Origin of the sequence: Anabaena sp. UHCC 0253, assembly GCF_009712085.1 — a bacterium.
Classification (GTDB): Bacteria; Cyanobacteriota; Cyanobacteriia; order Cyanobacteriales; family Nostocaceae; genus Dolichospermum.
This window is the reverse complement of record NZ_VILD01000002.1, coordinates 201,395-222,906: the sequence shown is the minus strand read 5'-3', so window position 1 is coordinate 222,906 and position 21,512 is coordinate 201,395. Positions and strand designations below refer to the sequence as shown.

18 protein-coding genes and 2 pseudogenes are annotated in these 21,512 nt (G+C 37.8%); 9 read left to right on the top strand and 11 right to left on the bottom strand.

What is annotated here, in order from left to right:
• Positions 1–127: 127 nt before the first annotated feature.
• Positions 128–2,492, bottom strand: a pseudogene (locus FJR38_RS05100) (BamA/TamA family outer membrane protein).
• A 91-nt stretch (positions 2,493–2,583) separates the two neighbouring features.
• Positions 2,584–3,321 (bottom strand): phosphoribosylaminoimidazolesuccinocarboxamide synthase, encoded by a 738-nt coding sequence (gene purC / locus FJR38_RS05095; RefSeq protein ID WP_168492222.1) that lies wholly within the window; start codon positions 3,319–3,321, stop codon positions 2,584–2,586.
• A 764-nt stretch (positions 3,322–4,085) separates the two neighbouring features.
• Here purC and FJR38_RS05090 point away from each other — a divergent pair.
• Positions 4,086–4,346, top strand: a complete 261-nt coding sequence (locus tag FJR38_RS05090; protein ID WP_174763503.1) for a hypothetical protein — start codon at positions 4,086–4,088, stop codon at positions 4,344–4,346.
• Positions 4,347–4,429: 83 nt separating this feature from the next.
• On the opposite strand, the gene FJR38_RS05085 is transcribed toward FJR38_RS05090, so the two are convergent.
• The 4 genes from FJR38_RS05085 to FJR38_RS05070 form a co-directional block, all read right to left on the bottom strand.
• Positions 4,430–6,985, bottom strand: coding sequence for an adenylate/guanylate cyclase domain-containing protein (locus FJR38_RS05085; protein ID WP_168535782.1), 2,556 nt, complete (start codon positions 6,983–6,985; stop codon positions 4,430–4,432).
• A gap of 191 nt (positions 6,986–7,176) precedes the next feature.
• Positions 7,177–8,319 carry a glycosyltransferase family 1 protein gene (locus FJR38_RS05080; protein WP_168535780.1) on the bottom strand — a complete coding sequence of 381 codons (1,143 nt, stop codon included), beginning with the start codon at positions 8,317–8,319 and terminating at the stop codon, positions 7,177–7,179.
• 170 nt (positions 8,320–8,489) lie between these two features.
• On the bottom strand, positions 8,490–9,644 hold the full coding sequence (locus FJR38_RS05075) for an NAD-dependent epimerase/dehydratase family protein (RefSeq protein WP_168492231.1): 1,155 nt from the start codon (positions 9,642–9,644) through the stop codon (positions 8,490–8,492).
• 484 nt (positions 9,645–10,128) lie between these two features.
• Entirely contained in the window at positions 10,129–10,611 is a 483-nt protein-coding gene (locus FJR38_RS05070) for a hypothetical protein (protein WP_168492233.1), read from the bottom strand.
• Positions 10,612–10,834: 223 nt separating this feature from the next.
• Between FJR38_RS05070 and FJR38_RS05065 the strand changes: the two genes are divergently transcribed.
• The 3 genes from FJR38_RS05065 to FJR38_RS05055 all read left to right on the top strand — a co-directional run bounded on the left by FJR38_RS05065 (position 10,835) and on the right by FJR38_RS05055 (position 13,282).
• A complete protein-coding gene (locus tag FJR38_RS05065; RefSeq protein WP_168492234.1) occupies positions 10,835–11,182 on the top strand; it encodes a hypothetical protein in 348 nt (115 codons plus the stop codon).
• Positions 11,183–11,276: 94 nt separating this feature from the next.
• Positions 11,277–12,788, top strand: a complete 1,512-nt coding sequence (locus tag FJR38_RS05060; protein WP_168492236.1) for an AAA family ATPase — start codon at positions 11,277–11,279, stop codon at positions 12,786–12,788.
• 143 nt (positions 12,789–12,931) lie between these two features.
• Positions 12,932–13,282 carry a DUF1257 domain-containing protein gene (locus tag FJR38_RS05055; RefSeq protein WP_015081375.1) on the top strand — a complete coding sequence of 117 codons (351 nt, stop codon included), beginning with the start codon at positions 12,932–12,934 and terminating at the stop codon, positions 13,280–13,282.
• 216 nt (positions 13,283–13,498) lie between these two features.
• On the opposite strand, the gene FJR38_RS05050 is transcribed toward FJR38_RS05055, so the two are convergent.
• Together FJR38_RS05050 and FJR38_RS28180 are read right to left on the bottom strand one after the other, a co-directional pair.
• The gene (locus FJR38_RS05050; protein WP_254449396.1) at positions 13,499–14,353 is read right to left on the bottom strand and encodes a GUN4 domain-containing protein; all 855 of its coding nucleotides are present in this window, start codon (positions 14,351–14,353) and stop codon (positions 13,499–13,501) included.
• Positions 14,336–15,106: pseudogene (locus FJR38_RS28180) on the bottom strand (serine/threonine protein kinase); the annotation flags it as partial. The pseudogene FJR38_RS28180 and the gene FJR38_RS05050, both read right to left, overlap by 18 nt.
• A gap of 389 nt (positions 15,107–15,495) precedes the next feature.
• Between FJR38_RS28180 and FJR38_RS05040 the strand changes: the two are divergent.
• Positions 15,496–15,768 (top strand): hypothetical protein, encoded by a 273-nt coding sequence (locus FJR38_RS05040; RefSeq protein ID WP_168535776.1) that lies wholly within the window; start codon positions 15,496–15,498, stop codon positions 15,766–15,768.
• 99 nt (positions 15,769–15,867) lie between these two features.
• Here the strand turns inward: FJR38_RS05040 and FJR38_RS05035 are convergent, their stop codons facing one another.
• On the bottom strand, positions 15,868–16,500 hold the full coding sequence (locus FJR38_RS05035; RefSeq protein ID WP_168535774.1) for a retropepsin-like domain-containing protein: 633 nt from the start codon (positions 16,498–16,500) through the stop codon (positions 15,868–15,870).
• A 187-nt stretch (positions 16,501–16,687) separates the two neighbouring features.
• Between FJR38_RS05035 and FJR38_RS05030 the strand changes: the two genes are divergently transcribed.
• The 3 genes from FJR38_RS05030 (at position 16,688) to FJR38_RS05020 (ending at position 18,659) form a co-directional block, all read left to right on the top strand.
• Positions 16,688–17,344, top strand: coding sequence for a DUF488 family protein (locus FJR38_RS05030; RefSeq protein ID WP_168535772.1), 657 nt, complete (start codon positions 16,688–16,690; stop codon positions 17,342–17,344).
• A gap of 75 nt (positions 17,345–17,419) precedes the next feature.
• Positions 17,420–17,785 carry a DUF488 family protein gene (locus FJR38_RS05025; protein WP_371418147.1) on the top strand — a complete coding sequence of 122 codons (366 nt, stop codon included), beginning with the start codon at positions 17,420–17,422 and terminating at the stop codon, positions 17,783–17,785.
• Between the two features lie 121 nt (positions 17,786–17,906).
• Positions 17,907–18,659: a hypothetical protein gene (locus tag FJR38_RS05020; protein WP_168535770.1), complete on the top strand. Its 753-nt coding sequence runs from the start codon at positions 17,907–17,909 to the stop codon at positions 18,657–18,659.
• Positions 18,660–18,732: 73 nt separating this feature from the next.
• Here the strand turns inward: FJR38_RS05020 and FJR38_RS05015 are convergent, their stop codons facing one another.
• On the bottom strand, positions 18,733–18,987 hold the full coding sequence (locus FJR38_RS05015) for a hypothetical protein (RefSeq protein WP_371418146.1): 255 nt from the start codon (positions 18,985–18,987) through the stop codon (positions 18,733–18,735).
• 343 nt (positions 18,988–19,330) lie between these two features.
• Between FJR38_RS05015 and FJR38_RS05010 the strand changes: the two genes are divergently transcribed.
• Positions 19,331–19,699, top strand: coding sequence for a 2TM domain-containing protein (locus FJR38_RS05010; RefSeq protein ID WP_168535768.1), 369 nt, complete (start codon positions 19,331–19,333; stop codon positions 19,697–19,699).
• Positions 19,700–19,796: 97 nt separating this feature from the next.
• On the opposite strand, the gene FJR38_RS05005 is transcribed toward FJR38_RS05010, so the two are convergent.
• Positions 19,797–21,401 carry an NAD(P)H-quinone oxidoreductase subunit 4 gene (locus FJR38_RS05005; protein ID WP_168536422.1) on the bottom strand — a complete coding sequence of 535 codons (1,605 nt, stop codon included), beginning with the start codon at positions 21,399–21,401 and terminating at the stop codon, positions 19,797–19,799.
• Positions 21,402–21,512: the final 111 nt, after the last annotated feature.

Genomic DNA, 21,512 nt, shown 5'->3' with positions numbered 1-21,512 from the left:
ATCTTGTCTGAAAAATAGATAAAAGCAAAGGATGTAGGGGCGCAGGGCCTGCGCCCAATCAGAAGTCAGAAGTCAGAAGTCAGAAGTAAAATTCTCAAAAGTCCTTATCCACTGACCACTGACAAAATTAAAATCTTTCTCCAATCCCAAAATTGATGCGGCTATCACCATCATCAGTGATACCGTAATCTATACGAATTGGACCTAGTGGAGATTGAACACGCACACCCACCCCATAACCGTAGCCACTACCATCTTTATTTAATAATTGTGCAGCTTTGGTACTTGTTCCCAAGTCACTACCATAATCAAAAAATAATGCGCCACTAACCACAGAGAACACAGGGAAACGATACTCTACAGCCGCTTGAATATAACTACGTCCTGCGGCTAATCTGCCTTCCTCATAACCTCGAACAGAATTACTACCACCAAGGGTAAAGGCTTCATAAGGGGGTAAATCACCAAGAATTGTTCCCCCTTGGATGTTAAATGCTAAAGTTTCTGGTTGTTTGCTAAAGTTAGTAAATTTCACAGGTATATATTGGCTGTAGTTACCCCGTAACTTAGTCAGAAAAATACTACCTTCGCCAATGGGGACAGATTGATCAACTCCCAAGGTTAAGTAAGAACCATTTGTGGGTTGTAAAGCATTATTACGGCGATCGCGTTGTGCGCCCAGTTTTAATAGTAACAAATCGTCTTCCCCGGACGGCGAAAGCGTCAGAGGAATTCTTTCACTGAGGATATTTCCATTGTCATCAAAGATTGCCCCCTCTTTGCGAAGATTACCATCAGCATCACGACCAGACACCCGTTGATACTGCAATCCCGCAGAAGCAAGCCATTCTGAACTTTTGAAGGGATTGGCAGAAAGAGGACGGGTAAAGGTAACACCACCACCTAAACGGGTAATGCGGGGACTATTCTGCTGATCTGTATTCGTAATATTGTTCGGATCAAAAGTTTCAATATTTTCGTCTTTACCTTCAAATATCAAGGAAATAGAACGACGACGGAAAATATTAGCTGTATATGAAGTCCGATAAGGATCATTACCAATCCAAGGATCTGTAAAGCGGAAGTCAAAAAGTAGTTCTCGTTCTCCTAACTGGACTTCAGCACCCAATTTTTGGTTTCTTCCCCCCCAAGTTTTGCTGCTGATAGCTGACAGTCCCAAATAAACCACTAGCAGAACTAATCCCCGCACCTGCGGCAATAGAACCACTACTTCGTTCTGCCACATTTACTACCACATCAACTTTACTAGGATCAGTACCAGGATCAAGGGAAACGTTCACATCTTCAAACAGCCCTAGTCCAAAAACCCTTTGTAAGTCTCTTTGCACAATATTCCGGTTAAATACCTGCCCCGGTTTTAACTCTACTTCCCGCGTGATTATATAATCTTTAGTGCGCCCGCGAATTGGTTCTCCCTTTTCGTTGACCTCTTCTCCTTCTTTATTGCGAAATCTCACTTTAACGTTTTCTACCACCCCTTCGGCTACTTGTAGGGTGACAACGCCATTTTTTTCAACTTTCGGCGCTCCAATTAAGTTAGCCAGTACATAACCTTGATCTTGATAACGTTTAGTTAGTTCCTTGATGCCCTCTTGCAAATCCCGCAAGTTGAGGATTTTGCCATATTGATCCTTAAATATTTCGTTTGCAGTATCAGCAGGAAGTACAGAGGCTACATTTGTACCAGGATTAGCTTCTAATTCTACTTTGGTAAGTATGGGATTGGGAGCAACTATAAAACTTACCCGTACACCAAGAGGGGTATCTTCTGGAGATGCTTGCACGTTGGAGAAAAACCCAGTTCCAAAAATCGCATTAATATCTTCTTGCAATTGGGAACGGGTTGTTGTTTGTCCTGCTTGAGTCCGAATTACTCTGTAAACTGCGCTTTCTAGTTCGGGGGTGATTATTTCTCCTGTTTCTGATTTGACAACTACCTCAGATACCAACACACGGGATTCCGTGGTTTCTGGTTCGGCAGATGGTACAGGTGCTGTGGTTGGGGAATTAATATCTTCCCCATTGGATTCCGCTTCAGGTGAGGTTGGTGGCTCTGCTTGTGGCGCTTGGGCGGTAATGGGAACTATTGTAGATTTTGGGACAATAGCCACCGCTTTGTCTGTTGATTCTAAATTGGTATTTTCCGCCTCTGGTGAGGTTGGCGGCTGTGCTTGTGGCGTTTGGGCGGTAATGGGAATTATTGTAGATTTTGGGACAGTGGCCGCCGCTTTGTCTCTTGATTCTGCATTGGCCTTTAAGACTTTAATTAAAGGAGAAAATTGGTTAGATTCTGGCTCGATAACGACTGTAACTGGTTGAGAATGAGATATTTGAGTGTCATTCCCATCACTTTTGACAGCATCCTGTTTTTGTTGCACTGTCTCTGCCGTCAAAACTTCTGTTGTTTGTGAAGCAATAGGTACAGCTTCTTGGGCATTTACTCTAACAGAACTTGCTAAAGGAACTGTCATAGCTAACATTGCCATTAATCCGGGAGTTAAACTTGTTTTAATCATATTCCTCTTCACTACCACACACCATTAATGATTATTTGTTAGTTATCTATTTTTGGGCTTCTACTACTTTTAAAACTCTGTGTAGAACCTCCTGGTACGCATTTTCTACGTTTCCTAAGTCTCGACGAAAACGGTCTTTGTCCATAATCCGGAGGTTAGGATCAGCTTCTGCTATATCCCACAAACGGCAGGTATCTGGACTAATTTCGTCTGCTAAAAGTAGTTGCTGTTGTGAATCCACACCAAATTCCAGTTTAAAGTCCACTAGAGTGATGTGACATTGTTGCCAAAACTGCTGAAGAAATTTGTTGATTTGCAATGCAAGATGGGTAATTTGATTAACTTGTTCCGTTGTGGCTAGTTTTAGGAGTAATAAGCGATCGCTCGTAAGTAAAGGATCTCCTAAGTGATCGTTTTTGTAATAAAACTCTACCAATGGTTGTGACAAAACAGTACCTAGTGCTAACCCAGTTTGCTGACACAAACTACCAGCCGCAATGTTCCTCACCACTACTTCTAATGGGATAATTTTTACGGCTTTTACTCGCATCTGGTTGGGGGCTGGACTATCAATAAAATGAGTTTTAATACCCTGTTTTGCCAATTGTTGAAATAGTTGGCTAGAAATACTACAGTTGATCATCCCCTTATCCTGAATACTGCCCCGTTTTTGAGCATTAAAGGCCGTAGCATCATCTTTGAAATCAGCCAGCAAAACCTCTGGATCGTCTGTTGCGTAGAGAATTTTGGCTTTGCCTTCGTAGAGTTTAGAATTAACAGACATGGTAGTAGATACAGTTTTCGATAATGAACGGGTTTGCTCTTTGTCAGTCTCACCATTTTATCTTTAGTTATTAGTCATTGGCTAACAGAATATTTCCGCGACTAAATTTCAATGGCTAGTACCAGATGGCAGAATTTAAAGTTAATAATTGAAAATTTCCAAAGCATCTACTTGTATACAAGTGCTAAGTTTTATTTCCTAATATCTGTCTTTAAATATACTTTAAGCCTTGGGTATTCAATTTTGAATAAACAAGTGAAAAAGATTGTCGAGACAGTCTATGCAACTTCTCTATAAAGTTTCTATATGAATAGAGGTCTTGTGTCCAATCATTTTCTTTTGGAGAAAATTTTGCAATACTTTGCAAAAAGGAATATATTAGTAGACTAAGGAAGATAAAACTCTTTTTAAATTTCCGTTGGCGTAGCCCGCGCTGACAATATTTAATACATACATCATACTTTGTTTCCCTTCTTCCCTGTTCACCCAAGTAAATATACCTTACTCTAGGCAGAGTATCACAAATTAAATCAAATCTATATATATTAATAACTAATTGAAGTTGATACAATTTGTTATTAATGAATGAGGTAATAATTAAACGTGATTAATTGCTCTGAATCTTCGCCTATGGTTTGCGCCAGGTTTTACCCATCTATCTTGATCAACTAATAGGGGAAATAAATAGCAATGTATGGCTTGCGCCACACTGCACTATCAGCAGCAGATAAGTTCTATAGAGTATTTGAATAAATGGAGAAAAAATAGTGAGCAAAGACGATTTTCTCTACCCCCGTGGTCGCTACTATGGTCATGTAAAACCAGAAAATTTGGTATTCAACGCTAATTTACAGGAATTTGCCCAAAAAATTAGCTATATCTGCAATTTAGAAACAGGTGGAAAAATCCCCCCCGATGAGGCTTATAAACAAATAAAGTCACTGTGGAAGCAGTTAAAAAATTCCAAAAAAGAACTCAAAATAGGTGAAAATCCTTCTCAAAATCACGATTCTGGAGAAAGTTAATAAAATACAGGAGGTAGGGGCGCAGGGCCTGCGCCCAGTCACAAAGGAAGAATTAGAAGGAGTCAATTGTCAATTGTTACGAACTATTTTGTAATCATTGTCCAGACACCATCCCAAGATTTTGGCGGTGGTGTTTGTTGATATTTATAGGAGCGTTCTAAGTGGATATCAACAGCTTGATCTGTGGGATAAATACCTTTGGCGGATTCAAAACAGGCGATCGCTTTGGTAAATTCCCTTAATACATAGGCATTTCGTCCCGCATGGTAATGATGCAAAAATTCTTGGGTGTTAGCATCTAGGGGCGTAGAGCGATCGCCAAGCAACTCGTAAATATTCACAGCTTGGTGTTTACCTTTAACGCGAATTTTATCTAGTTGGCGCACCCACAAGCGATCGCTACATAAATTGTAAGTAAACTCGCTGATAATAATATCACAACCGTATTCTTTCGTCACTCCTTCCAGGCGGGAACTCAAATTCACCCCATCACCAATCACTGTATAATCCATCCGTTTTTGAGAACCAATATTCCCAGAAACCACTTCTCCGGAACTAATTCCAATCCCAATCCGAATTTGTGGTTGAGATTGAAAAATGCGTCTTTGGTTAAATTCCTGTAATCGTTGACGCATATCTAATGCGGATTGGATGGCTCGCCAAGCGTGATTTTCTGTGAGTGGTAGCGGCGCACCAAATACCGCCATTAAAGCATCACCAATAAATTTATCTAAAGTCCCTTCATAATTAAAAACCGCCTCTACCATTGTTTCAAAATACTGATTTAGGAGTGATACTACCTCCGTCGCTCCCAAGTTTTCCGTCAGGGTTGTATAACCCCGGATATCAGAAAACAAAATAGTCACATCCTTACGTTCACCAACCATTAAAGCATCTTGTCCTAAAGCCATTACCTGCTCGGCTACATGAGGATTCAGATAACGGTACATAGTGCTTTTCATGCGTTTTTCCCGACTAATATCTTCTAGCACTACTAAACCACCACGCACTCCACCTTCAGGGTTAGTCAAGGGATTGACAGTGAGATTAATACTTCGTTCTAACTTCTTGACATCATCTGCACTCAGTAATTCAGATTGGGAAGTCAGAGATTGATTCCAGGGAATAAAAATATTGGGATTATGGCGATCGCTAACAGCTAAAATTAACTGTTGAATGCCATTATTTACCTTTTCATATAATCCCACCAGCAAACTTTGTTCAGGAACATAATGTTTAGCTCCATGCTTCAAACTATCTTCTATTCGCATTTGTAAATTTTCAATTGGCACAACATCCCAAACTTGGCGACCAATTAAATTTTGTTCCCATAGCGGCTTATTATTTTTATTATTAGCCTTTCTGACTGGACAGCCTAATAATTCCAATGCAGCATCATTAATAGTTACAATTTGACCAAGCATATCTGTAGAAATTACCGCATCAGATAAACTCTGAAGAATATCTTTTTGATATTGTTTTTCTAATAAAACACTTTCAAATAAGCGAGCATTTTCCAAAGCAATCCCGGCTTGGATATTAAAAGCTCGCATAAATTCTTCATCTGAAGCCGTAAAACTACCTTGTTGTTTATTAATTAATTGCGTAACACCAATCAATTCATTAGCGGAATTAAATACTGGTAAACATAAAATATTACGAGTTACATAACCCGTTTTTTTATCTATTGAAGAGTCAAATCGAGGATCTGTATAGGCATCTGTAATATTGAGGGCTGTACCATTGGAAGCAACATAACCAGCAATCCCTCGACTCGCACTAATCCGAATCTCTATCAGGTTTTTACCATTAACCTCTGCCACCTTTGTCCACAATTCGTCTAATTCTTTACGATATAAAAATAGGGTGCTACGATCTGCTTGCATCAAGATTCTAGCTTGTTCCATCACCATCTGCAAAGTAGCTTCTAAATCCAAACTTTGTCCTAAAGTTTGTGTGGCTCGTAATAAAGCTGTTGCTCCTCGTTGATGACGAGCCGCTACATAAAAAGATTGACAACTTTCTAGAATAATGCCAATAGCAGCAGCAAAATCTCGAAACCGTTCTTCATCATCTTCATTGAAAGGAATATCCCCTGCTTTATTTGCCAGTTGTACTACCGCGACAATTTGGTTTTTACTACTCAAAACTGGCATACATAATAAATTGCGGATTTTATAGCCCATTTGTTTTTCCAACTCTGGGCTAAAAAGAGGATGATTGGTAGTTTCAGCAATATTTAAACAGTTACCTGTGCTGGCCACATGGCCAGGAATACCAACATTAATAGAAGTCCGAATTTCGAGAAACTTTTGACTATTATCTTTAAGAACTTTTGACCATAATTGTCCTTTATCGTAATCAACTAAAAAAATAGCTGTATGTTCTGCTTGCAGAATTTGACCAATTTTCAAGGTAATTGCTTCAAGTACCTTTTCCAACATAGTTTCTAGAGCTTCATTATTGATTAAATCAATAGCTCTGATAAATTGTTGGAATTCAGCCGTAATGAAGTCTAGCAAACATACAAATTCATTAACAGAAAGGTCTTTAACTCGACTTAGTAAGGCATGAGTCCGGTTAACTTGAGTGAGTTCAGTTAATGTAGCCAAGACGCTACCAGGGTTAGGAAGTGTCATGGGAATTTTAGATTTTAGATTTTAGATTTTGGATTGGAAATTTCCGTAATATAGCCCTACATTTTTCCGAATCAGGACTTACGCACAAGTCACGAAAGAATGAACCACGTTCGCGAAGCGTGCCGAAGGCATAGGAACGAAGGACACTAAGAAAAGAGGGTTTCAGAGATATTTTGCGTAAGTCCTACGAATCATTTGCCCCAACGATTCCCGATATCATGATTTAAGACTATTTTTTGATAATAATCTTGCAGTTGTTGTGTAGCAGAAGCCCATCCCCATTTTTCTGCTTCTGTCCGGGCATTTTTACGGATAATAGTTATTTCCTGTCTTTGTTTTAACAGACGTATAGTAGCATTAATCGCCTCTTGAATATCAGCTTGCGGGTCAAAAAGATATCCATTAACTCCATCTGTAACGATATCAGGGATACCTCCAGAACGGGCGGCTACGACTGGACAGCCTGCGGACATGGCTTCTAGCAGCACTAATCCGAGTGTTTCTGTGCGGGAAGGAAAAATAAAGGCATCAGCACTGGCAAAGGCAGATCCTAATTCTTTACCCATTAAATAACCAACAAAATAAGTATTTGTACCTGCAAAGTGTTTTTCTAAAGCTGGACGGTGGGGACCATCTCCAACTAAAGCTAATCTGGCATCGGGAATGGCTTCTAAAATGGGTTTGATGCGTTCAATTTCCTTTTCAGCAGAAAGACGACCAACATACAACAATAAGGGGCTATCTGGATGATTTTGGGAGAGATGCGATCGCATTTCCCGACTAGCTAAATCTGGAGAAAAAGTTTCTGTATCTACTCCCCTTTGCCACAAATCAACCCTTTCAATACCATGGGCTGTGAGTTCTGTAACCATTGCGGTAGAAGTACAAAGATTTAATGCTGCTTGATTATGACCAGCTTTAAGTAACTCCCATAGTAAACCTTCTAACATCCCTAAACCATAATGTTGTAGGTATTGGGGCAAGTGGGTATGATAAGAAGCCAGCAGGGGAATTTTCAGAACTTTACTATAAAAAATCCCCGCTAATCCTAGAATTGCGGGGTTGACAACATGAATAATATCGGGTTGGAATTCTTCTAAAGCGTGACCAATGGCAGGGCGAGGCAGTGCCATTTTTAACTCAGGATATAAAGGTAAGGGAAAGCCACTAACACCGTAAACTTTCGCACCTTTATGTTCAGTTATGCCACCTTCAGGCGCAAATACTAAGACTTGATTACCATGGCGTTGTAAATGGTCAACGGTATGACGCAAGCGTGTCACTATGCCGTCAACTTTAGGTAAAAAAGTTTCCGTGAATAGGGCGATTCTCATAAAAAAACTGGAAAGCAGGAGTTAGGAGGTAGGGGCGCAGGGCCTGCGCCCAGTCAGGAGTCAGAATTCAGGAGGTAGGGGCGCAGGGCCTGCGCCCAGTCAGGAGTCAGGAGTCAGGGGAAGCAGTGGAGAATTAATCTACCTGTCACCTGTCACCTGTCACCTGTCACCTATTTTCTATGCCAAGAGACTTTAGGCAGAATTTGTTTGTGATCAACTCGTTTCTGATACTTGACTGCAAAGTTTAATAATGAATCAAGTAAAGAGTCACAGAGGAGATGAGGTTGTAAACCCAAATCTAAGAGTTTGGTATTTTTAGCGTTGAAGTAGTGTTCTTCTTTTTCCACTCTGGGGTTTTCTATGTGGTTAATATCCACATTTAGTCCCATTGCGTTACCAGCTTTTTTCACCATCATTGCCAAATCACCAACGCTGAATAATTCGGTAAATTGGTTAAAAACACGGAATTCTCCAGGTTCAGCCGGATTAGCGATCGCTAATTCAATACATCTCACTGTATCCCGAATATCCAAAAATCCGCGAGTTTGTCCACCTTTCCCATAGACGGTGAGTGGATGTCCTACGGTTGCTTGAATACAAAAGCGGTTTAATGCTGTACCAAATACGCCATCGTAATCCAAGCGGTTAATTAACAGTTCGTCCATCCCCGTTTCTTCGGTTAAGACACCGTAAACTATCCCTTGATTTAAGTCTGTAGCTCTTAATCCCCAAATCCGACAAGCAAAGTGGATATTATGGCTATCATGGACTTTGCTCAAATGATACATTGAACCAGGCTGCTTAGGATAGGGCAAAGTATCTTTGCGCCCGTTGTGTTCAATTGTGATATACCCTTCTTCAATATCAATGTTGGGAGTTCCATATTCACCCATTGTTCCCAATTTCACCAAATGGCAATCTGGGAAATCTTCCCGCATAATGTACAGCAAGTTCAATGTACCAACTACATTATTAACCTGGGTGAGAACGGCGTGTTCACGGTCAATCATGGAAAATGGTGCTGAACGCTGTTCACCAAAATGCACTATGGCCGTTGGCTGAAATTGGTGTAAGGCTTTGTGCAGAAATTCGTAATTAGTAATATCGCCGATGAACAGATCGATAGATTTACTAGTCAAATCCTGCCATCGCTGGAGACGTTGCTGAATTGGTGCAATTGGGGTAAGAGTTTCAACACCCAATTCATTATCCCAGTGCCTTCGCACCAAACTATCTAAAATTCCAACTTCATAACCTCGATTAGAAAGGTAAAGCGCGGTTGCCCAACCGCAATACCCATCGCCACCAATAACCAGGACTTTCATAAAACTTCACGGTATGCAGGAAACTCAGTCCCTAAAGGGACTAGAGAGAAGCGACACTGGCGGTTTTAACCGCATTGAATCTTAAATTTTAGTCAGGTTTTTTGATTGGAAACCTGAAAAACCAACTCCCATTTCTGGGGTAATGTTAGCTTCGCCAATGTTTTAAGAGCTTTTTAGACTTGCAACACTGTTTCAGTGACTGTAAAACTGTTTAATTGCAAATGACAGAGCAGGGAACTAGCTACGCATTCCCCGGTGTCGTGACTCAAAAAACGTAGTCTAGTTTTGACTGAGGCTGGTCAGTACAGCTTGTCAGATAAATCAAACAAGCTCAGTAGCTTTAGCCCTGAGTTACTGACCTTTACCAGTTTTTACTTGCTGATAGCTAAATTTATCAGGTTTGTGTCCCTTATTCATCATTAAATTCTCGCTAAGGCAGTAAATCAATTAAAAATTAAAAATTAAAAAACACTCCTGCCTGTAACTACTGACTAATTTTATACTCCTGAGCAACGTAGTAAAACAGACGATAATAATTGGCAAACTCTTGACTGCCACTTTGTCCTTGCCAGTGATATTCCAATTGCTCTTGAGTAATGGTCAACTTCATGATAGTTACTTTTTCACTAACTTCTACTACCAGTACACCAGAAACTCCTTGATTAGTCTGAAAATTAGGTTCTGGTTTGGATTTTTGGGATTTTAATAAGGGCTTACTTGCCCAAGACCGAATTTCTACAGTTTTCTTATTTGGTGAAACTAAAGCAATACCATCACTATTGTCTGGAGTTCCTAATTCTTTCCAGGTGTTGGGATAGGGAAACTCAAAACCATAACGATCATTTCTATATATTTTCCATGTCGTCTCGTTAAGTTGGAGGTTAGTATTACACCCCCACATCATCATGCCTATGCCAACGCCTGAAGTAATGGCATACAGTGTCTTTTGTACGTGTATTGCACCCATAATTGCTAACAAGGAAAAGAGGTAGAAGGCTGGGGAAATAATCACCGATTACCAATTTTCTAAGTTTGATAAATTACTCATTTCTATGATTATCTCACGTAGTTATCCTAGTTTTGTTGAGAAATGTAACAAAATCACCGTCAAAACGTTTTACCATCTTGACAACTCAGAAAAGAGCCGATAAGGTGGGATACATACCCGGGTAAGACCACTAAAAAGTGATATGCAAACTAAGCAAAAGGTTACGTTATATTTATCGCCGGAATTGCACAGAAGACTCAAAATTCGTTCTGCTGTTGACTCAGAACCGATGTCAGACCTAGCAGAACGGGCGCTTGATTTCTACCTGATGAATTCAGAATTGGTAGAAGAAATAGAAGCGTCTTCTTATGGGCGAACCCATCGGGTTTATTCCTGTCCCACTTGTGAAACTTCAGTGGTGTTACGTGATGGGGAACTAGTGGATTTAGGCAATCAACCAGGAGTAATAGCTCAGGATCATCTATCTATTGACGCGAGAGAACAAGATGAAACTTATCCCAAGGGAGAGGAAGAATTAGTTCCTTGCTAGATAGAAATTATTAATGATTAATCCATAGTATGGCTTAACACCACGCTATCGCTATCGGTGCTGTCTCTATTAAGGTCTCAAGTAGGTCGATAGTATGAAAGAAGAGCTCAATATACTAATTCAAGCTCAATACCCTTTAATCTACCTTGTGACCTCCGAGGAAGAACGGGCAGAGCAAGCAATTTTTAAAGTCGCCCAAGAGTTAAAGCCCCAAAGGCGAGTATATGTTTGGACAGTGACTCACGGTATTGTGGAGTATGGTCAACCCCGCAATACAACACAACACAATACTGTTTCACCAGAAGCAGCAATTGATTGGATTTCTCGACAAAAAGAAGCTAGTATATTTATTCTTAAAGATTTACATCCCTTTATTGATGCGCCTGCAACAACTAGATCCCTACGGGACGCGATCGCTAGTTTCAAAGGAACACAAAAGAATATCGTTTTGATGTCTCCCATACAGCAAGTTCCTATTGAACTAGAAAAAGAAGTTGTTGTTCTAGATTTCCAATTGCCAGATATGGCGGAGTTGAATAAAGTTTTAACTTACCATCAAGAGCAAAATCGGGGACGACGGCTAACAACCGAGGCGCGAGAAAAACTTCTCAGAGCAGCTTTAGGTCTAACTAAAGATGAAGCAGAGAAAGTATACCGTAAAGCACAGGTAACAACTGGGCGATTGACGGAAGATGAAGTTGATATCGTCTTATCCGAGAAAAAACAATTAATTCGCCGTAACGGTATCTTGGAGTACATCGAAGAAGATGAAACTCTTGATGCTGTGGGTGGCTTGGAAGAGTTGAAAACCTGGCTTACCCAACGCTCTAACGCCTTTACAGAAAGGGCGAGAGAGTATGGTTTACCTCAACCCAAAGGGATGTTAATTCTCGGTGTTCCCGGTTGTGGTAAGTCACTCATTGCCAAAACTACCTCCCGTTTGTGGGGTTTACCAATCTTGCGGTTAGATATGGGGCGGGTCTACGACGGCTCAATGGTGGGTCGAAGTGAAGCAAACCTACGGAACGCCCTGAAAACAGCAGAATCAATTTCCCCCACGATTCTGTTTATCGACGAGTTGGATAAATCCTTTGCGGGTAGTGGTGGTTCAGGCGATTCTGATGGGGGGACATCAAACAGAATTTTCGGCTCTTTCCTCACCTGGATGCAGGAAAAGAAATCTCCAGTGTTTGTAATGGCAACTGCTAACCGCGTAGAACGCTTACCTGGAGAGTTTTTGAGGAAAGGTCGCTTTGATGAAATTTTCTTTGTGGATCTGCCCACACCAGAAGAACGTCAGGATATCTTTAGTATTCACCTGACCAAACGCAGGGAAGATATTGCTAGATTTGATCTACAACAACTAGCAAAAATGTCAGACGGTTTTTCTGGGGCAGAAATTGAACAAGCGATCGTGGCGGCTATGTATGAAGCCTTCGCCCAAGATCGGGAGTTCACCCAATTAGATATTATTGCTGCATTGAAGTCTACTTTGCCGCTGTCACGAACGATGCAAGAACAGGTCACAGCTTTAAGAGACTGGGCCAGACAGCGTGCTAGACCCGCAGCCTCCTCTGTTGCTGAATATCAGCGCATGGAGTTTTAAAAGCTTTCCTCTGCAATGTCAGGGGGGAAAGGTTAGTCACAAGGCTAACAGTTTGGAAAAAAGCCGCTCCCAAATCATGCGGCTTGGCTGAAAAGGAAATGTTGTCGTTTTTCTCATCAATCTTCTTATTGGAGGAAACCCAAATGTCTCACTTTAGCACTCTGCGTACCAAGATCACCGATGCTGAAATTCTCAAATCTTCTTTGCGCGACTTAGGTATCAGCGTAAAGACTGAAGCTGATGTTCGTGGTTATAACGGTCAGCGTTTACGTTCCGACATCGTTGCTGTATTGGAAGGCGAGTACGATTTAGGTTGGTCTCGCAACAGTGATGGTTCTTTTGACCTCATTGCTGACCTCTGGGGTGTTGCTAAGAAGCACAACCAGACCGAGTTGATCAACTCCATCAATCAAAAATATGCCGTTAACAAGACTTTGGCTGAAGTAAAACAGCGCGGTCTGCAAAACGCCAATGTTAAGTTGGTATTGCAGTAACAATTTCTGTAGCGCGTTCCCAAAACGAAACGGGTTAACCAAGCATTAGCGGTTAGCCCGCTTTTTTTTGTCTGAATCAGGATTTCCAGGATTTAAGGATGTACAGGATTTAACAAAGTTTTAAAAAGTCGAGATTTGAGAAATTATTAAATTGATTTGAGTGATGTATCTTATTAAATAGTAATCAACAATTGATTCTGATTTAATAATTTTCTGTTACAGCTTACAAGTCTTGACGCGAGAGAAAATAGCCCTAATACCTGCGGTTATATGACTTAATAATATATTGATACTCCACCAATAACTCAAACCCAGAAAAATTAAAAAACCACCAAACCAAAGTATTATTGCGATTGGTTCGTTAAGACAGTCCTTACTTTCTCCTAAATAACACTTTATACCCCAAAAACTCACAACTATTAACCACCATAACTGGCCAAAAAAACAGTTAATAATAGAAAATATACCAAACCATACGAAACCATAGAATGAATATATCCAGTAATTATTTACCAGGTTATAAACTAATTTATATGAAGGCAAGTATCCTTGTGGTGCTGTCTTATCCAAATTATCTATCATTCCCCATCCTACCTTCTTGACAAAGGCATTATGTATTTTAATGTTGTATTTCTCTGTTCCTCCTAAACTTTTGTAAATTCGCATTTGGACTGAAAAACCAAACTGTCCATTACTATATTTGCTCCATAACTGGTCAATACTACGGAGGTTTTCACAGGGTAAATTATCAATATCTTCTAATCTTAACCAACCTTCATTTTTTCGGTTTGTAACTGCTAATATTAATCGTTTAGTTTCTTGATCAGCTTCTTTCCAATTCCCTGCTTTTAGGTAGGCTTGTAATTTTATATAGTCTATTTCTAAGCTTGATTTTAATTGTAAATCCTGATTTGTAGGTTCATGAATTAGATTATTTTGTTGCTGTCGTTGCTGTGCAGAAACAGAACTATAATTAACAGATATTGTATTAACAACAGGTGGAATTATTAAACCCAATATTTCCCGAAACTCCCGTACCGTTTGGGGACGATTTCGCGGTCCTAAATCCATTCCTTTGAGAATAGCAGAATTTAATTTATCACTAATATTCCGATTATATTTTTTAGGTGCTGGTAAATTCACATCTGGATCAGTGCGATAATGAGAAGGTATAGGAACTCTCGCAGTTAATAAAGTATATAATGTCGCCGACAAAGCATAAACATCAGTATAATAACCAAAATTTCCACGCCTTTCATATTGTTCTATGGGTGCATAACCTTCTGTGATCATCCCCGTCATACTTCTGATTTTACCAGGTTGAAATTCTCGCGCTAAACCAAAATCAATTAATACTGCTTCTTTGTTTTTCCTTCTTAACAAAATGTTAGTGGGTTTGACATCTCGGTGTAAAAGTCCCCGTTCATGGACATATTCTAAAGCTTGTGCTATTTGGTCAATTTAGCGTAAAGCTTCTGCTTCTGACAAATATCCATTTTCATTAACATACACCTCTAAATTGTCGCCATCAATATATTCCATGACAATAGCCCAAAGTCCATCTTCGACAAAGTTGTCGTAAACTTTGACAATATGGGGATGATAGCATTTTGATAAATCTATTGCTTCTTTTCTAAACTTCTTTTGTCTATGTGCAAAGTCTGGTTTTTCGCGTTGCTCGCGGTTTAGGGTTTTAATAACAACTAATCTATTTTCTTCTATATCTTCTGCTAAATAGGTTTCACCAAATCCACCCGCACCAATAATTTTTTTAATGATGTACTGTCCGTTCTGTAGTACGGTTTTAGGTATCCAAGCTTGCATAATGTCTGAATCGGGATTTACAAGGTTTTAGGATTGTGGGGATATATATCCCTGACTTATAATATACTTGATTTGTGATAAAATAAGTAAATAATACTTTAAATGTAAGTAAAATTAATGCTTTTATTAATTTCAAATATTATTTCTATTTATGACAAACAAGCTACAACTATAACATAAACTTAGTTTAATTTTTGTAGTGAAAAAACAGCAAATATTCCTAAACTAAAATCCTGTAAACTCCTTAAAATTCTGGATATCCTAATTATTACAAATGTTTTTTGAAATAGAGTTTTCACTAACCTAAATTTAGGCTATAATTTTATTATAATTAAAAATCAATATTTATAAAAGTAAAAAATATTAATTACAATTAGGAGATCAAAATTATGAACTATCTTGAATTCAGACAAAAAATTGAACAAAATTTATTAACTATTTCACCAGAAAATTTGAAATTTATTGATGAATTTGTGGAATTTATTAAATATAAACAAGAAACAAGTTTATCAGAAAAAACTAACTATAAGCCACCTTCAGGACGTTCAATTTTACGTCATGCTGGTACATGGGTAGGGGATGAATTAGAAGAATGCCTGAAGTTAGTCTCTGAAACTAGAGGTAAAGTAAAAATTAATAATCGTATTAATCCTTTTGAGTGATGTATCTTTTAGATACTAATCATTGTAGTTTGATTTTTCTGATTAATCTTATCATCATCCTGTAAATCCTTAAATCCTGTAAATCCTGATTCTGACAAATTATGAATGCCAGTCTTCACGCCATGTAAAAATAATTTTCTCCTCCGCTTGCCTAAATTCAATATTAAATTTATCAAATACAACTTCTCGCCCTAATAATAATTGTTCTCCACCTGTATTGGTTTGTAACCATGCCACAGAAGCAATAAAATTATGTCCATCAATTGTCATTTCTACGTTACGTAAAACATACTCAACTTTACCACCTATAGTTTCTGCTAATAAAATAGATTCTGCATCAGCTAAAGCATACCCTAAATCTTGACCTACTTTCAAGGAAATTAAACTCAATTCAGCACCAGAATCTACTAACATTGTTGTAGAAAATTCTATATCTCTATGCTTTAAATTAACAGTATAATTTGGTTGCCAATCATGACGGGCAACGGTGCGGAAACGAATTGGTAAAATTTCTACAGAAGCAGTGTGATGAGGAACTAAATAGATTAAAAACGTTTGTTTTGCAGCATTAGCTAATTCTAAAACTTCGCGTAAGTTTTCGCTATGTGCAATTATCCCATTCGCATTATACGCAACATATTGATTTTTATACAAATCTAATAACATTTGGCGGTTGTGATTCAACCACTTAAGTATTTCATCAGTTTCGCTTTTAGAGGGTGTTGTGTTCATATTCCTTGCTCTGCTCTACAAAGCTAGTCTATACTGAATTAATTATAATAGTTTTTTGTGTTTTCCCTCACAGTTGCAAAAGATGCGGAGAAACCAAACAACGAATATAGGTTGCATTTTGACATTATAATGCTTAAAATGCCTGTAAATAATTGTAATTCAGTGTTATTCCCGATAATAACAAATTATGAAAACATTCACTATTGGTCATTCCAACCATACAATTGAAACATTTATCGAACTGTTACACCAACATCAAGTAACAGCCTTAGCTGACGTGCGTTCTAGTCCCTATAGTCGCAGATTTCCTCAGTTTAACCAATCTGCTTTAAAAGCAGCCCTGAAAACCGCAAATATCGCTTATGTTCCCCTGGGAGATAATTTAGGCGCTCGTCCCCGTGATAGAAACTGTTATGTAGATGGTATGGCTCGTTATGATTTAATTGCGGCTACGGAGGCTTTTAAAATCGGTTTAAATCGTTTAATTCAAGGTTCAGAAAAATATCAAATTAGTTTAATGTGTGCTGAACAAGATCCCATTGTTTGTCATCGAGCTATTTTGATTTGTCCACATTTAAAAAATGCTGGGTTAGAAATTCAGCATATTCATAAAAATGGAGATTTAGAAGCAAATGAGGATTTAGAAAATAGGGTTTTAAAACAACATAATTTATATAAAATCTTGACTGAATTGCAAAGTTCTGTTAAACAGCTTTCTCTATTTGATTTACAACCTATACAAACCATAGAAAAACCTCTTTCCCGTGCTGAGTTAGTAGAAAAAGCATATCAATTACAAAGTGAAAAAGTAGCTTATACAGAAATCACAGATCATGAAGAATAAAGAAGTTGATTTATTTACTATTGGTTTTACCCAAAAAAAGCAGAACAGTTTTTTGAAATTTTAATAAAATCAGGTGTGAAACGAGTGATTGATACTCGCTTAAATAATGTTTCTCAACTTGCGGGATTTGCAAAAAAGTCAGATTTACAATATTTTCTTCAGAAAATTGGTGGAATTGAATATATCCATATTCTTGATTTAGCTCCCACTAAAGATATTTTGGATGCTTATAAAAAGAAAGAAATAACTTGGGATAGCTATGAACAGAAATTTAATCAACTGATTTCACAACGACAGATTGAAAAGAAATTATCTATAGATATCATAGATAAAAGTTGTTTGTTGTGTAGTGAATTAAAACCCCATAATTGTCATCGTCGCTTAGTAGCAGAATATTTGCAAAGTAACCTAGAAACAACCATCAAAATTCATCATCTTTGAGTATATTTCCAGATTTATATTTTCAACTTTTTTCAAGAATTCAGTAATATTACTATTCACTAATTATCTAGTCTTGTTTTACTATTACTTAGATAAATAGGGTGTTAATAAGACTAAAAAAATGCAGACTTTTGATATTATTTGTCTTGCTAAATCTACTAAGCATGGCGGAATTTGTCTTGCAGGTATGAAAACTGATGGTACAGGTTGGTTGCGGCCAGTTTCTAATAGAATAAATGGTACTTTATATCCAGAACATTACATTCTAAGAGATGGTAGAGAAGTTCAACTATTTGATGTTATTAGAATTCCTTTTATTAGATATGAAGCAAAATGTCATCATCCAGAAAATTGGCTAATTCATTATAGTGATAAATGGCAGATTTTAGGAAAAGCTTCTTTAGAACAAGTAAGAAAGTTAATTAAACCAGAAATTGAAAATAATTCTTTTGAACCTAAATTATTAGGTAATTTTGATAAACGTATTCGTTATGAAGATTTACAAGTAACACCAATTAAATCTTCATTAACAATGATAAAACCAGAAAAATTAAAATGGGAAGTTAAATACAATTCTTCCAATAAAAAAACCTTTAGATGTCTTTTTTATTTGTGTGATCATTTTTATGACTTACCCATTACAGATTCAATGTGGATAAATAAACTTAATTATTTAGAAGAGGGAAAATATTCCTGTGAAGAGGTAATAGAAAAACTCAACTTAGAAAATTTTGAACCTGATAAATTTAGGTTAACAATTAGTTTAAGTGAACCTTTCCAACCTTCATTTCAAAGTGAGGAAGAATTTTGTTATAAATTAGTGGCATCTGTGATTAATGTTACCGATATTGCTAAACGTCTAGGATGGAAATAAGCAAATTATCTATAATTGCCAATTTATCCAATCTGTTTGAGATAATTTTTTAAAGATTAAAATTTAGTTTTGGTTATAAAAATAATAACAAAATAATCAAAAATGCACTCAAAAAAAGAGATACTAAAATAGCATATTCAACTCTACGGCTAAAAAATCCCACAGCACTAATCACAGCTATGACGAGGATAATCATGCCAATGTACTGCTCTTTTTCTAACCCATGAGCAATTAGTGAATCTGTACCTAATGATGGATTTTCTTGAATTCCGTTGGGAGAAATTTCTGGTTTTGGCAACTCTTGGATGAATAAGTTCAATAAATACATTTACTTCTGATAATATTTTTAATTTGTGAATATTTTATACTTGCTGAAAGTAAAGAATAAATAATAAAAATATCGAATTCACTTAAGTATTTTTATTGTTTACTGTCATTAAAATCATACTTCATTTTTTCTCAGAAATAGATGAGAAAACACTATCTGAGGAATGATTTATTTTTGAATTTTAATTTCATCTATATTTGTGCTGTTAATTACGATATCAATTATTTTTCAGAGATAAAATGTGTTTCTAAATAGTTGGTAGGCAAATATATTTTTAATGATTGTGTAGCTACCGTTTCAAAGATAACTCTCATAAGGATTTTTTACCATTTTAGGTATTTATATGACTTACAATTCAGAGGAAATGCAACAAATTCTTGAAGTAGCTTTTAAACGTCAGCAAGATGGAGAATATACCAGGGAGCAAATTAGAGAAATTGCCTTAGAATTAGGTGTTTCTTCAGAATCGCTACAAGCAGCAGAACACGCATGGTTAAAAAAAGCAGTAGAAGTTAAACAAGGACAAATGTCAAATAATCAAAAACGGAAAGAATTTAAATCACATTTATTTATTTTTATTGCAGTAAATAGTTTTTTAGTGTTGTTAAATCTAGTGGTAAGCCCTTCATATTTCTGGGCAATATTCCCTTTATTGGGATGGGGCTTAGGTTTACTATTGCATGGAATTAAAACCTATTTAAGTAATTCCTAAAAAATATCCCCGACTTGATTGAATAAGTCGGGGATATTAGTGTGAAAATGACCCTTTGAATTGAAGATTTACCACAGCGCCTGTTTGGGCTTGATAATTACTCAACTGTATTAACTATTTCGGAACTAGCTAATGTTGGTGTGGTGAAAATTTGTGAATACAAGTTTGTAGGTTGTTGACGAGCTACAACTGGTAAAACTTGACGAGCATGAGCCGCAATGTCTACTGTTTTCACATCATAAGCTTGTGTGATCATCTTAGGATAGAAACCAATACCGATGATGGGAATGAACAAGCAAGCTGTGATAAACAATTCACGAGGCTTAATATCAAAGACTACAGTATCTAAATGTAGATCTTCGTTTTTGTTGCCGTAGAACACTTGACGCAACATGGAAAGTAAATAAATGGGGGTCAAAATTACGCCAACTGCTGATAGGAAAATAACGATAATTTTGAAGCTAGAACTGTAAACATCGCTGGTAGCAAGACCCAAGAATATCATCAATTCACCTGCGAAGCCACTCATACCGGGTAAAGCCAGAGAAGCCATGGAAGCGATAGTAAAGAGCGCAAAAGTTCTGGGCATTACCTGAGCCATACCACCCATTTTATCCATCATCAAGGTGTGGGTACGTTCGTAAGTGACACCAGAGAGGAAGAATAAACTAGCAGCAATTAAACCGTGAGAAACCATCTGTAACACAGCACCGCTAATACCGATTTCTGTATAAGATGCAATCCCAATTAATACAAACCCCATGTGGGCAATTGAAGAGTAAGCCAAGCGGCGTTTGAGGTTGGTTTGAGCAAAGGCGCAACAAGCACCGTAAACTATATTAACTACACCAAAAATGGCTAAGACTGGGGCAAAGGTAACATGGGCATCGCTTAACATTTCTACGTTAAAGCGAATTAAGGCATAACCACCCATTTTTAACAATACACCTGCCAAAATCATCGAACCGGGAGCAGATGCTTCACCATGAGCATCAGGCAACCATGTATGGAAAGGGAAAATGGGTAGTTTTACACCGTAAGCTATTAAAAAACCTGCATATAAGGCTAGTTCTAAGGCTTTGGGATATTCTTTCATTCCCAATTCGGTCATATTGAAGGTGAAGTTATCACCATAAAAGGCCATTGAAAAACCAGCTACCAGAATAAATATAGATGCTGCGGCGGTATAGATAATAAATTTAGTAGCTGCATAGCGGCGGTTTGCACCACCCCAGATAGAAATTAGTAAGTAAACGGGTACTAACTCAATTTCCCACATTAAGAAGAACATTAATAAGTCTTGGGCGAGGAATACGCCTAATTGGGCGCTGTACATCACCAACATTAAGGCATAAAATAAACGCGGCTTGTTGGTTACTTTCCAAGCCGCGAATACTGCGAGTGTGTTAATTAAACCTGTTAATATTACCAAGGGCATTGATAAACCATCAACTGCCAAAGACCAGTTAAAGCCAATTTGGGGTATCCAAGCATAGCTTTCTGTCATTTGCAGGGCTGAACTTTGGAAGTCGTAACTTTGCCAAAAGGCAAAAATCATTAATGCAAAGTCTAATAATGCAACCCCTAAACCGTACCAACGGATGGTTTTACCCTCTTTATCGGGAATGAGGGGAATTGCTAGGGTGGCCACTAAGGGCAGGGCAATTATGGCTGACAACCAAGGAATTTCTATCGCATTCATCACTGTTAACAATATTTTTTTGGTTTCACTTTTGTTTACATTATATTAAGGAATCGTTACGTTTGTAAACAATTTTTGATGGAGATTTTCGATTTGGGGCATTATTAGTAA